This window comes from Ralstonia pickettii (assembly GCF_000607165.1).
Taxonomy (GTDB): domain Bacteria; phylum Pseudomonadota; class Gammaproteobacteria; order Burkholderiales; family Burkholderiaceae; genus Ralstonia; species Ralstonia holmesii.
Genome location: NZ_JFZG01000002.1, coordinates 89,436 through 103,812, shown reverse-complemented (window position 1 = coordinate 103,812; position 14,377 = coordinate 89,436). Strand labels below are relative to the sequence as shown.

Annotated in this window: 15 protein-coding genes; 12 read left to right on the top strand and 3 right to left on the bottom strand. The window is 63.4% G+C overall.

Features of this window, described 5'->3' with window-relative positions:
* Nucleotides 1-25: 25 nt before the first annotated feature.
* Nucleotides 26-952: an ornithine carbamoyltransferase gene (gene argF / locus BG83_RS0100490; protein WP_024974875.1), complete on the bottom strand. Its 927-nt coding sequence runs from the start codon at nucleotides 950-952 to the stop codon at nucleotides 26-28.
* 368 nt (nucleotides 953-1,320) lie between these two features.
* Between argF and BG83_RS0100485 the strand changes: the two genes are divergently transcribed.
* Nucleotides 1,321-1,644, top strand: a complete 324-nt coding sequence (locus BG83_RS0100485; protein ID WP_024974874.1) for a DUF3579 domain-containing protein — start codon at nucleotides 1,321-1,323, stop codon at nucleotides 1,642-1,644.
* 143 nt (nucleotides 1,645-1,787) lie between these two features.
* On the opposite strand, the gene rpsT is transcribed toward BG83_RS0100485, so the two are convergent.
* The gene (rpsT, locus tag BG83_RS0100480; protein WP_004631753.1) at nucleotides 1,788-2,054 is read right to left on the bottom strand and encodes a 30S ribosomal protein S20; all 267 of its coding nucleotides are present in this window, start codon (nucleotides 2,052-2,054) and stop codon (nucleotides 1,788-1,790) included.
* A 315-nt stretch (nucleotides 2,055-2,369) separates the two neighbouring features.
* On the opposite strand from rpsT, the gene murJ reads away from it, so the two are divergent.
* A complete protein-coding gene (murJ, locus tag BG83_RS0100475) occupies nucleotides 2,370-3,923 on the top strand; it encodes a murein biosynthesis integral membrane protein MurJ (protein ID WP_037031472.1) in 1,554 nt (517 codons plus the stop codon).
* The gene (locus BG83_RS0100470) at nucleotides 3,923-4,768 is read left to right on the top strand and encodes a SirB1 family protein (RefSeq protein WP_024974872.1); all 846 of its coding nucleotides are present in this window, start codon (nucleotides 3,923-3,925) and stop codon (nucleotides 4,766-4,768) included. Before murJ ends, BG83_RS0100470 begins: the two co-directional genes overlap by 1 nt.
* Before the next feature lie 3 nt (nucleotides 4,769-4,771).
* Here the strand turns inward: BG83_RS0100470 and BG83_RS0100465 are convergent, their stop codons facing one another.
* Nucleotides 4,772-5,419, bottom strand: coding sequence for a VTT domain-containing protein (locus tag BG83_RS0100465; RefSeq protein ID WP_037031467.1), 648 nt, complete (start codon nucleotides 5,417-5,419; stop codon nucleotides 4,772-4,774).
* A gap of 126 nt (nucleotides 5,420-5,545) precedes the next feature.
* Here BG83_RS0100465 and mutL point away from each other — a divergent pair, with 126 nt between their 5' ends.
* From mutL to napA, 9 genes are all read left to right on the top strand, one after another.
* Nucleotides 5,546-7,450, top strand: coding sequence for a DNA mismatch repair endonuclease MutL (gene mutL / locus BG83_RS0100460; RefSeq protein ID WP_024974870.1), 1,905 nt, complete (start codon nucleotides 5,546-5,548; stop codon nucleotides 7,448-7,450).
* 3 nt (nucleotides 7,451-7,453) lie between these two features.
* Nucleotides 7,454-8,431 (top strand): tRNA (adenosine(37)-N6)-dimethylallyltransferase MiaA, encoded by a 978-nt coding sequence (gene miaA, locus BG83_RS0100455; RefSeq protein WP_024974869.1) that lies wholly within the window; start codon nucleotides 7,454-7,456, stop codon nucleotides 8,429-8,431.
* Entirely contained in the window at nucleotides 8,428-8,952 is a 525-nt protein-coding gene (locus tag BG83_RS0100450) for a GNAT family N-acetyltransferase (RefSeq protein WP_024974868.1), read from the top strand. The genes miaA and BG83_RS0100450 overlap by 4 nt, the downstream gene beginning before the upstream one ends.
* A gap of 80 nt (nucleotides 8,953-9,032) precedes the next feature.
* Nucleotides 9,033-9,773: a 2OG-Fe(II) oxygenase gene (locus BG83_RS0100445; RefSeq protein ID WP_024974867.1), complete on the top strand. Its 741-nt coding sequence runs from the start codon at nucleotides 9,033-9,035 to the stop codon at nucleotides 9,771-9,773.
* 10 nt (nucleotides 9,774-9,783) lie between these two features.
* A complete protein-coding gene (gene alkB / locus BG83_RS0100440; protein ID WP_024974866.1) occupies nucleotides 9,784-10,440 on the top strand; it encodes a DNA oxidative demethylase AlkB in 657 nt (218 codons plus the stop codon).
* A 15-nt stretch (nucleotides 10,441-10,455) separates the two neighbouring features.
* Nucleotides 10,456-11,106, top strand: a complete 651-nt coding sequence (locus BG83_RS0100435) for a DNA-3-methyladenine glycosylase family protein (RefSeq protein ID WP_024974865.1) — start codon at nucleotides 10,456-10,458, stop codon at nucleotides 11,104-11,106.
* A 159-nt stretch (nucleotides 11,107-11,265) separates the two neighbouring features.
* Nucleotides 11,266-11,430 (top strand): periplasmic nitrate reductase, NapE protein, encoded by a 165-nt coding sequence (gene napE, locus BG83_RS28465; RefSeq protein ID WP_080693634.1) that lies wholly within the window; start codon nucleotides 11,266-11,268, stop codon nucleotides 11,428-11,430.
* 89 nt (nucleotides 11,431-11,519) lie between these two features.
* Nucleotides 11,520-11,864, top strand: coding sequence for a chaperone NapD (locus BG83_RS0100425; RefSeq protein ID WP_024974864.1), 345 nt, complete (start codon nucleotides 11,520-11,522; stop codon nucleotides 11,862-11,864).
* Nucleotides 11,836-14,352 (top strand): periplasmic nitrate reductase subunit alpha, encoded by a 2,517-nt coding sequence (napA, locus tag BG83_RS0100420; RefSeq protein WP_024974863.1) that lies wholly within the window; start codon nucleotides 11,836-11,838, stop codon nucleotides 14,350-14,352. The genes BG83_RS0100425 and napA overlap by 29 nt, the downstream gene beginning before the upstream one ends.
* Nucleotides 14,353-14,377: the final 25 nt, after the last annotated feature.

Sequence of the window (14,377 nt, the reverse complement as noted above, 5' to 3'; positions counted from 1 at the left end):
ATGGCTGCGGGCTTGGCCGCTGGGCTCAATAGCGCCCGCAGAGCAGGTATTCCATCAGCGCCTTCTGCACGTGCAGGCGGTTTTCCGCCTCATCCCACACAACGCTCTGCTTGCCGTCGATGACGGCCGCCTCGACTTCCTCGCCGCGGTGCGCGGGCAGGCAGTGCATGAACAGCGCATCCGGTTGCGCGCGCTGCATCATCGCCTCGGTGACCATCCAGTCGCCGAAGGCTTTCTTGCGCGCTTCGTTCTCGGCTTCGTAGCCCATGCTGGTCCACACGTCGGTGGTCACCAGGTGCGCGCCATCGCAGGCTTCAAGCGGGCTTTCGAACACATGCACGAACGGCAAAGCGGAATCAGCCACCATGGCCGGATCAAGCTGATAGCCCTTCGGTGCAGAAAAATGGAAGCGGAAGCCGAGAATCTCAGCCGCCTGGATCCACGTGTACGCCATGTTGTTGGCATCGCCCACCCACGTGACGGTCTTGCCCTTGATGGGCCCACGCTGTTCGATGAAGGTGAAGATGTCGGCCAGCACCTGGCACGGGTGATATTCGTTGGTCAGCCCGTTGATGACCGGCACGCGCGAATGCGCGGCAAAACGTTCGATGATCTCCTGCCCGAAGGTGCGGATCATGATGATGTCAGTCATGCGGGAGATGACCTGCGCGGCGTCTTCAATCGGCTCACCGCGCCCCAGTTGGGAATCGCGCGTGTTCAGGAAGACCGCGTGGCCGCCGAGCTGGTGAATGCCGGCTTCGAACGACAGGCGCGTACGCGTGGAATTCTTCTCGAAGATCATGGCGAGCGTGCGGTCGTGCAGCGGGTGCCACGTCTCGTAGTTCTTGAACTTGGCCTTGAGGATCGCGGAACGGTCCAGCAGGTATTCGTACTCTTCCAGCGAAAAGTCCTTGAACTGCAGGTAGTGCTTGATCGAGCTTGGTGGGTTCATAAAACAACGAAGGCGGCCTGCAGATGACGCACCGGGAACATCCCGTTGCACGTCGCCCTAGCCGCCTTGCCTGTTGAAGATTCAGTCCATCATACGGGATCGCCACCGGTTTGGCGAGTTTCACGCCCCGCGGGCCCGCTAGCACAAAGGCTCGGGTGAAAGGCCGATGAAAGTCTTATATAAGATATAATACTGGCTGCTTCGGATGCCCTGACCGCCCGCAAACCGGTACGACAAGCCGGTCCGTCCGGTTCATGAATCGGCAACCAGGCAGGCGCATCATCCGCACCACAAGTGCACCCCGCTCGAACGTTGCGGCACCCGCACGGTCGAAGTCGTTTGCAAATCTCCACAGCCCCACGCAGTCCATGGCAGCCAACCCTCGCCAATTCTTTATCCAGGGCGTCACCCGCGACGGAAAGACCTTCCGCCCGAGCGACTGGGCCGATCGGCTGTGCGGTGTGATGGCGCAGTTCCGCCCCGCCGGTGATACCGGAGACCCCCGCTTCACCTACTCCCCCTATGTGCGCCCGGTCATGTCAGGCGGCATCCGCAGCGTCTTCGTCGACGAGCGCCTGCGCGACATCGAGCCCAAAGCGCTGGATTTCGTGCTGAACTTCGCGCACGACAACAATCTGCAGCTCGTGGAAGCCTGCATCCTGCCCGAAGGCGGCACGCCCGCGAAAAGCTAGTTTTCCCAGGTCCATCCGATGCCGCGCCTCGCCCATGGGGGCGCGCACAGAATGCAAAAAGCCCGTCCGAAGACGGGCTTTTTTATCGCCGGAGCGCGACATTGCGTGCCGCGCCATGCCGGCCTAGCCGGCATCACCCGAACTTAGGCAGCCATTGCCTTGATGGCAGCGGACAGACGCGACTTGGCGCGTGCAGCCTTGTTCTTGTGGACGATCTTCTTGTCAGCGATGCTGTCGATCGTGCTTTGGGCGGTCTTGAATGCAGCAGCGGCTGCAGTCTTGTCGCCAGCGGCCACGGCCTTGCGGACGCCCTTGATTGCAGTACGCAGACGCGAGCGCAGAGCCGAGTTGTGAGCGTTCTGAACGACGGCTTGGCGTGCGCGCTTGCGTGCTTGTGCGGTGTTTGCCATGGAAAAATCCCTGAAGAAACGGTAGCAAGCGCCCCGGGAGACACGGAAGGCCGAAGCGCGCAAATTGGTGAAAGACGGCAATTATACGCAGACTTCTGCGCCCAACGCAAACCCTGTTGTGAAATCGCCCGGATGACCGCAGTTTGCGGCTTTTGCGGCACTTTTGGGCGCATGACGAGCCGGTCCCTATAATACGGCCGCAATTGTGCCCTCCGGTCACGTCTGTCACGCCGGGCGCGAACCCCGCATGGCGCCGTCGGTCAGACCGCCATCGCCGTGTTTGCCTCCCAGACGGCGCCCAACCACGCATTCATCTTGAATCTCCTCAAAACACTCGCCACGATCAGCGGCCTAACGATGCTCTCGCGCATCACGGGGCTCATTCGCGAGACGCTGATCGCCCGCGCCTTCGGTGCCTCGGTTTACACCGATGCCTTCAACGTCGCCTTCCGCATCCCGAACCTGCTGCGTCGTCTTTCGGCCGAGGGCGCGTTCTCGCAAGCGTTCGTGCCGATCCTGGGCGAATTCAAGAACCGGCAGGGGGAGGCCGAAACACGCGCACTGGTCGACTCCGTGGCCACGGTGATGACGTGGTTCCTGGTGATCATTTCGGCGCTGGGCGTGATCGGCGCGCCGTTGATCGTCACCGCTGTCGCGACGGGCTTCAAGGCGCACGAGAACCAAGCCTATATCTCGGCGATCTTCATGACGCGCGTGATGTTTCCGTACATCGGGCTCGTGTCGTTGGTGGCGCTGGCGTCGGGCATTCTGAATACGTGGCGGCAATTTGCGGTGCCCGCTTTCACGCCGGTGCTGCTGAACCTGTCGTTCATCGTGGCCGCGGTGTTTGTGGCGCCATATCTTGAAACGCCCATCTACGCGCAGGCCTATGCGGTGGTGGTGGGCGGCATCCTGCAGCTGGCCATTCAGATTCCGTCATTACGCCGTGTGGGCATGCTGCCGCGCGTGTCGTTCAACGTGCGCGCAGCGTGGCACCACCCGGGCGTGCGGCGCGTGCTCAAGCAGATGTTGCCGGCCACGCTGTCGGTGTCGGTCGCGCAGATCAGCCTGATCATCAACACCAACATTGCATCGCGCCTGCCGACGGGCAGCGTGTCGTGGCTGAACTACGCAGACCGGCTGATGGAATTCCCGACCGCACTGCTGGGCGTGGCGCTCGGGACGATCCTGCTGCCAAGCCTGTCGAAGGCAAGCGCCGACAACAACCGTGAAGAGTACTCGTCGCTGCTCGACTGGGGCCTGCGGCTGACGGTGCTGCTGGCAGTGCCGTCGGCAGTGGGGCTGTTCGTGTTTGGCGCACCACTCACGGCCACGCTGTTCCACTACGGCAAATTCACCGGCATGGACGTCGAGATGACGCGTCAGGCGCTGACGTCGTACGGCGTGGGGCTGATCGGGCTGATCGTCATCAAGATCCTGGCGCCAGGCTTCTATGCGCGGCAGGACATCCGCACGCCGGTGAAGATCGCGCTGGTGGTGCTGGTGGCGACCCAGCTGTCCAACTATGTCTTCGTGCCGATTCTCGGACACGCGGGGCTGGCGCTGTCGATCAGCTTTGGCGCGACGATCAATGCGGCGCTGCTGTTCTTTGGCCTGCGGCGGCGCGGCTATTACCACCCGCTGCCGGGCTGGGGGCTGTTCCTCGCGCAGGTGATGTCAGCTGTACTGCTGCTGGCGGGCGTGCTGCTGTGGCTTGCCCACAATTTTGATTGGGTCGGACTGGGCGCCAAACCGCTCGTGCGCATCGCGCTGCTGGGGGCAAGTCTGGTCCTGTGCGCGGTGGTCTATTTCGGTACACTGTGGCTCACTGGATTGAAGTTTTCCACGTTCCGAAAAAAGGCCATCTGATGACCACTAAAGTCCTCGATTATTTTTCGGCCCTGGTCGCGGACGACGACAGCATTCCCCTCACAGAAACCGCCCTGTCGATTGCGCAGGACGCGTATCCGGATCTGGACCTGCAGGCAGAGCTGGCCGCCATCGACGTGCTGGTCGCGCGGATCAAAAACCGCATCGCCGACGGCACGCCGGCCATCCAGCGCCTGCGCCTGCTCAATCAGTTCTTCTATCGCGAGCTGGGCTTCGGGCCCAATGCAAACGATTACTACGATCCCGAGAACTCCTATCTGAATACCGTGCTGCAGAGCCGGCGCGGCATTCCGATCTCGTTGGCGGTGCTGCTGATGGAGATCGGCCAGCAGATTGGCCTGCCCCTCAAGGGCGTGTCTTTTCCCAACCACTTCCTGGTACGCATGAGCATTCCTGCAGGCGAGGTCGTGCTCGATCCGCTGACAGGGCAGACACTGTCGAAGGAAGAATTGCAGGACATGCTCGACCCGTACCTGGAGAAGGAAGGCATCGAAGACCCGAACTCGGTGCCGCTCGGGGTGTTCCTGCAGGTGGCCACGCACCGCGAGATCATCGCGCGCATGCTGCGCAATCTGAAGGCGATCTATCTGCAGGAATCGCGCTGGCAGCGCCTGCTGGCGGTGCAGCAGCGGTTGGTGATCCTGCTGCCCGATTCGATCGAGGAAGTGCGCGACCGGGGGTTGGCCTACGCCAACCTGGAGTGCTTCCGACCCGCGCTGGAAGACCTGGAAGCCTACGTGGACGCGCGGCCAGATGCAGCCGATACGGCCAAGCTCAAGGAGCGCATGCCAACGCTGCGCGCCATGAGCAAGAACCTGAACTGACGCTTACTTCTGCGCGACGGCGCCGCGGCGGCGCTTGAGCAACTTCCACAGCCCGCCCAGCATCAGCGGCACAATCGCCGCGCCCAGACCGATCAGCACAATGGTGTTCAGATGCTCGCGGATGATGGGCACGTTGCCGAACAGGTCGCCGGTCAGCACCAACAAGCCGACCCACAGCACAGCGCCGATCATATTGAAGAGCTGGAACTTGGCAAACGTCATCTTCGACACTCCGGCCACGAACGGCGCGAACGTGCGCACCACCGGAATGAAGCGTGCCATCACCAGCATTTTGCCGCCATGGCGCTCGTAGAAGGCGTGTGTCCTAAGCAGCGCTTGGTGATCAAGGAATCGAATGTGACCGTCGAATACCTTGGGCCCGATCCACGAACCGACAAAATAGTTGACGGTATTGCCTGTTACCGCGGCAGTCACCAGCAGCACGATGAGCAGCCAGGCGTCCATCTGGCCCGTGGCGCACATCGCGCCAGCAATGAAGAGCAGCGTGTCGCCCGGCAGGAAGGGCAGCACCACCAACCCGGTCTCGGCAAAGACGATGGCGAACAGCAGCACGTAGACCCACGCGCCGTACTGCTGAATGAGCAGTCCCAACGATTTGTCGACATGCAGAACAATGTCGACCAGTTGCATCACGATATCCAAACCAACCCCCGATTGAGCAGCGGAGAATGATACCGGATGTCAATTAATTTTCCCCTTGCGCTTGCCGGGCTTGCGTCGGTGCGCCGCACAGGGCGTGACATTTATAATGCCGCGATGACTTCCGCCTCGACTTCCCGCCGCCCCATCCGCCCGCTTCCCGACCAGTTGATCAGCCAGATCGCAGCCGGCGAGGTGGTGGAACGGCCGGCATCCGTCGTCAAGGAGCTGCTGGAAAACGCGCTGGATGCCGGCGCCACGCAGCTTCAGATCAAGCTGGAGGAAGGCGGCGTGCGGCGCATTGCCATCACCGACAATGGCGGCGGCATTCCGGCGGGCGAACTGCCCGTCGCGCTGATGCGGCATGCGACCAGCAAGATCGGCTCGCTTGAAGAGCTGGAATCGGTAGCGACGCTGGGGTTTCGAGGCGAGGCACTGGCCTCGATTGCCTCGGTGGCGGAACTGACGCTCACGTCGCGCACAGCGAACGACGCTCACGCCACGCAAATCATTGCGCAAACCGGGCGGGCGCAGCCAGCTTCGGGCGGCGTCGGCACCACGGTCGATGTGCAGCATCTGTACTTCAACACGCCGGCGCGCCGCAAATTCCTGAAGACGGAGCAGACCGAGCTGGGCCACTGCATGGAGGTCATCCGCCGCACCGCGCTAGCACGGCCTGACGTGGCCATCTCCGTGCATCACAACGGCAAGCCGCTGGAGCATTGGAACGCCACGCAGGCGGATTCACGCTCGGCGGCCGTGCTTGGCGCCGACTTCGCGCGCGCGCGCCTGCCTTTCGAAGAATCAGCCGGCGAGCTGCGCCTGTTCGGCTTTGCCGGCCTGCCAACCGCCTCGCGCGGGCGGGCGGATCATCAGTTTTTCTACGTCAACGGCCGCTTCGTGCGCGACCGCCTGCTCACGCACGCGGTGCGCAGCGCCTATGAAGACGTGCTGCACGGCGACCGTTTCCCCGCCTACGTGCTGTGCCTGGAGTTGCCGCCCGAAGCGGTGGACGTGAACGTGCATCCATCCAAGATCGAGGTGCGCTTTCGCGACAGCCGCGCGGTGCACCAGTTTGTCTATCACGCGGTACAACGCGCGCTGTCCCGCCACGCCGGTGAACAGGGCGACAGCCTGCGCACCGACATCGCCGATGCGCCCGAGATTGCTGGGGTCGCGACCGCGCCCTCGCCTGCCGACAACACCACGCGTTGGATCAACCAGATGGCCGCGCGGCAGACGTCGCTCGGCATTGCGCAGCCGCGTGCGGAATACCTGTCAATGATGCGCGGGGATAGCGCGCCCATGCCGTCCAGCCGCCCCGCGTGGATGACCGATGTGCCGAGCGCCGCAACGTTATTCGACGGCGGCACCGCGACCGGGCAAGCGCTGGCCGTTGCAGAACCGCCCGCTGCGCCACAGGTCGATGACGACGATGCTTATCCGCTGGGCTTTGCCGTGGCTCAGTTGCACGGCATCTACGTGCTGGCGCAGAACACGCGCGGCATGGTGCTCGTCGACATGCATGCCGCGCACGAGCGCATCCTCTACGAACAGCTCAAGACCGCGCTGGAAACCAAACGCGTCGAAGTGCAGCCGCTGCTGATTCCGGTCACGTTTGCCGCAAGCCCGGTGGAGATCGGCACCGCGGAGGAATTTCGCGACACGCTCACGCTGCTCGGCTTCGATATCTCCGCCGTGTCGCCCACCACGCTGGCCGTGCGATCGGTGCCAACGCTGCTGCAGAAGGCGGATGCGCAGGCGCTCGCGCGCGACGTGCTGCGCGATCTGCAGGCCTACGGTGGCTCGCGCGTGCTGGCCGAACGCCAGAACGAGCTGCTCGCCACGCTGGCGTGCCACTCTGCAGTGCGCGCCAACCGCCGCCTGAACCTGGACGAGATGAACGCACTGCTGCGCCAGATGGAAGCCACCGAACGCGCCGACCAGTGCAACCACGGCCGCCCGACGTGGATCCAGTTGACCGTGGCGGACCTGGATCGCCTGTTCCTGCGCGGTCAATAACCGATGACTGCATCTGCTGCAAGCGCACCGCGCGCGATTTGCCTGCTCGGGCCCACCGCGTCCGGCAAAACCGCCGCCGCATTGAAGCTGGCCGAACGCTGGCCGGTGGAGATCATCAGCATGGATTCCGCGCTGGTGTATCGCGGCATGGACATCGGCACGGCCAAGCCCAGCGCCGAAGAACAGGCCATCGCGCCGCATCACCTGATCGACATCATTGATCCGCTCGATGCGTATTCCGCCGCGCAGTTTGCCAATGATGCGAGCGCGCTGATCGACGCCATCCGCGCACGCGGCCGGCTGCCGCTGATCGTCGGCGGCACGATGCTGTACTACAAGGCGCTTACGCAAGGCCTCTCCGATTTGCCAGGCGCCGATCCGACCATCCGCGCGGAAATCGATGCCGAAGCGGCGCGCGACGGCTGGCCGGCGCTGCACGCCAAGCTCGCACTGGTCGATCCGGTGACGGCTGCGCGATTGCACGCGACCGATGCGCAGCGCATCCAGCGTGCGCTCGAACTGTATCGGCTGACCGGTCAGCCGATGTCCGCCCTGCTCGCCCGCGAGGTTGGCGCGAATGCGTTCCAGCAGCACGATGCAGCTGCGCCGTATCTGACGATCGCGCTGGAGCCCTCCGACCGCCTCGTGCTGCACGCGCGCATCGCACAGCGCTTTGATGCGATGCTCGCCGGCGGCCTGCTCGACGAGGTGGAACGCTTGCGCCGCCGTGGCGATCTTTCCCCCACGCTGCCATCCATCCGCTGCGTCGGCTATCGCCAGGCATGGGCGTACCTCGACGGCGAAATCGACATGGCGGCTCTGCGCGAACAAGGCATCGCCGCCACGCGCCAGCTCTGCAAGCGCCAGATCACCTGGCTGCGCAGCACGCCCGAGCGGCACGTGGTCGATTGCCTCGCGCCCGATTACGTCGACCAGGTCGCGCGCCTGGTCCAAACCTCACTGGAATCGCAGCCACAATGACAACCACAGCGACCAGCTTCACTCTGCGCCCTGCCACACCCGACGACTGCGCCTCGCTCGTTCGCCTGATCTCTGCGCTGGCCGAGTACGAAAAGCTCACGCACCTCGTGCAAACCACGCCTGAAGCGCTGGCGACGATGCTGTTCGGGCCGCGCCCGTATTGCGAAGCGGTGCTGGCAGAAGTCGACGGCCGGGCCGTGGGCTTTGCGCTGTTCTTCCACAATTTCTCGACTTTCCTGTGCAAGCCGGGCCTGTATCTGGAAGACTTGTTCGTGGAGCCGGAGTACCGCGGCCTGGGCATCGGCAAGGCACTCCTGATCCACCTCGCGCGCCTGGCACAAGAGCGCGACTGCGGCCGCTTCGAGTGGAGCGTGCTCGACTGGAACGCGCCGTCCATCGCTTTCTACGAGGCCATGGGCGCCGATGTGCTGCCAGAGTGGCGCATCTGCCGCGCCACCGGCAACGCGTTGACGAAGTTGGCCGCCACCAACATGCCCGCCGGCCTCGCCGCGCAAGCCTGAATTTGACCGCAAGCTCCGGAGTGCCACGCGCACTCCCGTGAGCGTAGGCTTGGCATATTGAATCTCCGAAAGGAGCGCATATGCCGCCTTCCTCCGCCGCCGCGCATGTCAGCCCGGGGCACCTTCCCAATCTTGATGGCATTGACTGGCATGCCGCTGAGGACGCCCTCAATGAGCTCGGCAGCGCCGTATTGCCCAGCCTGCTCACCCATGATGCGTGCGACGCCCTGGCAGCGCTGTATCCGCAGGATCGCCTGTACCGCTCGCGCGTGGTGATGGAGCGCCATGGCTTCGGGCGCGGCGAATACCAGTACTTCGCCTATCCGCTGCCGGACCTGGTCGCGCAGTTGCGCACGTCGCTCTACCCGCCGCTGGCGACCATCGCCAACCGCTGGAACCAAGCCATGGTCATCGACGTGCGCTACCCGGCCCAGCACGCCGATTTCCTGCGCCGCTGTCACGAAGCCGGCCAGTTGCGCCCCACGCCGCTGATCCTGCGATACGGCCCTGGCGACTACAACTGCCTGCATCAAGATCTCTATGGCGAGCACGTCTTCCCGCTGCAGGTGGCCATCCTGCTGTCCGAACCCGGCCTGGATTTCACCGGCGGCGAATTCGTCATGACGGAGCAGCGCCCACGAATGCAATCGCGGCCTGAGGTGGTGCCACTGCGCAAGGGCGATGCAGTGGTCTTTGCGGTGCACCATCGCCCTGTACAAGGCACGCGCGGTACGTATCGCGTGAACCTGCGCCACGGTGTGAGCCGCCTGCGTTCGGGCCGACGGCATACTGTGGGCATCATCTTCCACGACGCGCTATAGCCAGTTCACCATGACGACCGGCGATCTGTTTGCCGACCACGCACCCGCCGATGACGCGCGCATCGCGCTCGGCGAGGCGGCCTTTATTTTCCGTGGCTTTGCGCTGGCGGATGCGCCGGCCCTGCTGGCGGCGGTGGACGCCATCGCACAGCAGGCCGCGTTCCGCCACATGGTCACGCCGGGCGGCTTCGAGATGTCGGTCGCGCTCACCAACAGTGGCACCCTGGGCTGGACCTCAGACCGCCGCGGCTACCGCTATGCCACGCTCGACCCGCTCACGGGAGCCGCGTGGCCGCCACTGCCCGATGTGTTCGCGCGCCTGGCGTACAACGCCGCTGCTGAAGCGGGCTTCCCCGGCTTCACGCCAGACGCGTGCCTCATCAACCGCTATGTGCCCGGCGCCCGCATGTCGCTGCATCAGGACAAAGACGAGCAGGATTACGGCGCACCCATCGTCTCGGTATCGCTCGGCATGCCAGCAGTCTTCCTGTTTGGCGGACATCGCCGCGCCGACAAGACGCAGCGCATTCCCCTTTTTCACGGCGATGTCGTCGTCTGGGGTGGCCCGGATCGCCTGCGCTATCACGGCGTTGCGCCGGTCAAAGACCACCCGCACGCACTGCTGGGCAGCCAGCGCATCAACCTCACGTTCCGCAAGGCCGGCTGACCGGCAAACCAGCTCATGTCCATTGCAGCAGACCTGTCCGAGAGCGCCTACCGGCAAGCCACAACCTTCCTGGCCACGCTGGACGAAGACTGGGCCCGCCATATTGCTGCCATCGGCCCCTGCCGCCACACCGCCAAGCCTGGGCGCGAACCTTATGAAGCGCTGATCCGCGCGATCGCCTATCAGCAGCTGCACGCCAAGGCCGGTGACGCCATCCTCGGCCGTTTCCTCGCGCTCTATCCGGCCGCCGCTTTTCCCGCACCGCAGCAGGTGCTCGCCACAGAAGAGGCAGCGCTGCGCGCCTGCGGTTTCTCTGCGACCAAACTGGCGACCATTCGCGGCATTGCACAAGCCGCCCTCGACGGCGTCGTACCCACGCGCGAACATGCGCTGACCATGTCAGACGAAGCGCTCGTCGATCGGCTGGTGACACTGCGCGGGGTAGGCCGGTGGACGGTCGAAATGCTGCTCATCTACACGCTGGAGCGCTCCGACATCCTGCCTGCAGATGATTTCGGCGTACGCGACGGTTATCGCCGTCTGAAGCGGCTCGACACTACGCCCACGCGCAAGCAAATGGAAACGCTCGGCCTTGCATGGAGCCCATATCGAACCGTCGCGGCCTGGTATTTATGGCGGGTACCCGTCAATGTTTCAGGCGCGTGAATTCCGCAAGTCTTGCGCTAGATCAGGCCCCAACAACATATCGCTTGCGCGACATATGTCACGCCGGGATCATGCGAAAACCTTGAATTCCCGTGCGACGTTCGCTTTACTGGAAAACGTTCGCGCGCCATTTGCGCCGCCCTCATTGGTCGAGTCATCGTGGAACAGTCCCAAAACGTCGACGCGCAACGTAAATCCGAAGAGCTGCGGAGCTTCCTGTTTCTGACGGCCGTCATGGTGCCGGTTCTGTCCGTCATTATCGTGGCCGGATATGGCTTTATCGTCTGGGCGTCCCAATTGCTGAGCGGTCCGCCAACGCATTGATATACGCCCGGGGGGGTTCCGAGGGCAAGCCGGGTTGTATGTTCGCGCAGCACTGATTAGAAAAAGGCGTGCATCGCCAAAACAGCGTCATGCGAAACACAAGAAAAATAGATATCCCTGTTCGGCCGGCGCCGCTCGATGACGACGAGTGGCATATCGCCGGCGTCTTGGTCCAGACGCGGCCAACCCATATTGCATCCGTAAGCAAGGCCATCGAAGCCATCGCGGGCAGCGAAATCCATGCGGCCAGCGATAACGGCAAGCTCGTGGTCACGCTTGAGGCGCCCAGCTCGCGCGCCATCGCAGCCCACCTGACGTTCATTCAACAGATCGACGGTGTGCTGAACACCGCCCTGATCTATCAGCACAACGAAATGGCCGACGCCATGAATGAGGAAATGGACGATGAAAGTCTCTCGCCGCGCGTTCATTAAGCAGACCGCCGCCGCCGCCACCGCTTCGGTAGCTGGCGTCACGCTTCCTGCTGGCGCCGCCAACCTTGTCACCGACAAAGAGCTGACGCAGCTCAAGTGGTCGAAGGCGCCTTGCCGATTCTGCGGCACGGGCTGCGGCGTTGAAGTCGCCGTCAAGGACAACCGCGTGGTGGCCACGCAGGGCGACCCGAAGGCCGAGGTCAATCGGGGGCTGAACTGCGTCAAGGGGTATTTCCTCTCGAAGATCATGTACGGCAAGGACCGGCTGACCCAGCCGCTGCTGCGCATGAAGAATGGCAAATACGACAAGAACGGCGATTTCACGCCCGTGAGCTGGGACCGCGCGTTCGACGAGATGGCGGCGCAGTTCAAGCGCGTCATCAAGGAAAAGGGCCCCACCGCTGTCGGCATGTTCGGCTCGGGTCAATGGACCGTTTTTGAGGGCTACGCCGCAGTCAAGCTGATGAAGGCGGGCTTCCGCTCGAACAACCTCGACCCCAACGCGCGCCATTGCATGGCTTCGGCGGTGGCCGGCTTCATGCGCACCTTCGGCATGGACGAGCCGATGGGCTGCTACGACGACTTCGAAGTCGCCGACGCGTTCGTGCTGTGGGGCTCGAACATGGCGGAGATGCACCCGATCCTGTGGTCGCGTGTGACAGACCGGCGCCTCTCCGCACCCAAGACGAAGGTCGCGGTGCTCTCGACGTTCACGCATCGCTCGTTCGATCTGGCCGACATTCCCATCGTCTTCACGCCGCAGGCCGATCTCGCGATGCTCAACTACATCGCGAACTACATCATCACCAACAAGAAGGTCAACACAGACTTCGTCAACAAGCACACCGTCTTCAAGCAAGGCGTGACCGACATCGGCTACGGCCTGCGGCCCGACAATCCGCTGCAGAAGGCCGCCAAGAACGCCGACAAGGTGGGCGACTCCAAGCCGATATCGTTCGACGAGTTTGCGAAGTTCGTCTCGACGTACGACCTCGACTACACCACCAAGCTGGCGAACCCGGACAAGAGCAAGGAAAAGGAATTCAAGCAGCAGCTCCAGAAGCTCGCTGAGCTGTATGCCGATCCGAAGATCAAGGTCGTGTCGTTCTGGACCATGGGTTTCAATCAGCACACCCGTGGCACCTGGGCGAACAACATGATCTACAACCTGCACCTGCTGACAGGGAAGATCGCCACGCCGGGCAACAGCCCGTTCTCGTTGACGGGCCAGCCTTCGGCCTGCGGCACCGCGCGCGAGGTGGGCACGTTCTCGCACCGCTTGCCGGCCGACATGGTGGTGACCAACCCGAAGCACCGCGAAGAAGCGGAGCACATCTGGAAGCTGCCGGCGGGCACGATCCCGGCAAAGCCGGGCTATCACGCCGTGCTGCAAAACCGCATGCTGAAGGACGGCAAGCTCAACGCCTACTGGGTGCAGGTCAACAACAACATACAGGCCGGCGCCAACATCAATCAGGAAGGCTACCCGGGCTACCGCAATCCGGAGAACTTCATCGTTGTCTCCGACGTTTACCCCACCGTCACCGCGCTGGCCGCCGACCTGATCCTCCCGAGCGCGATGTGGGTTGAGAAGGAAGGCGCCTACGGCAACGCCGAGCGCCGCACGCAGTTCTGGCATCAGCTCGTTGATGCACCGGGGGAGGCGCGTTCCGACCTGTGGCAGTTGGTGGAGTTTTCCAAGCGCTTCAAGGTTGAAGAAGTCTGGCCCGAAGAACTCATCGCCAAGAAGCCCGAGCTGCGCGGCAAGACGCTCTACGACGTGCTCTACCGCAACGGCAACGTCGACAAGTTCCCCCTCAAGGATGTCGACCCGGAATACAACAATGCCGAAGCCAAGGCATTCGGTTTCTACCTCCAGAAGGGCCTGTTCGAGGAGTACGCAAGCTTCGGACGCGGCCACGGCCACGACTTGGCACCGTTCGACGACTATCACAAGGCGCGCGGATTGCGCTGGCCGGTAGTCAACGGCAAAGAGACGCGCTGGCGCTACAAAGAAGGCAGCGATCCGTACGTCAAGGCCGGTACCGGCTACCAGTTCTACGGCAACCCGGACGGGAAGGCGGTGATCTTCGCCCTGCCCTACGAGGCACCGCCGGAAGTGCCGGACAAGGAATACCCGTTCTGGTTGTCGACCGGCCGCGTGCTGGAGCACTGGCACTCGGGTTCGATGACGCGCCGGGTGCCCGAGCTGTATCGCGCCTTCCCGAACGCGGTCTGCTTCATGCATCCGGAAGATGCGAAGGCGCTGGGGCTGCGACGTGGTGTCGAGGTCGAGGTGATCTCGCGGCGCGGCAAGATGCGCACCCGCATTGAAACGCGCGGCCGCAATCAGCCGCCGAAGGGCCTGGTGTTCGTGCCCTGGTTCGATGCGAGCCAGCTCATCAACAAGGTCACACTGGATGCAACCTGCCCGATCTCGCTGCAGACGGATTTCAAGAAATGTGCCGTCAAGATCGTGAAGGTCTAACGAGCACGGGCAGACGACACACGCG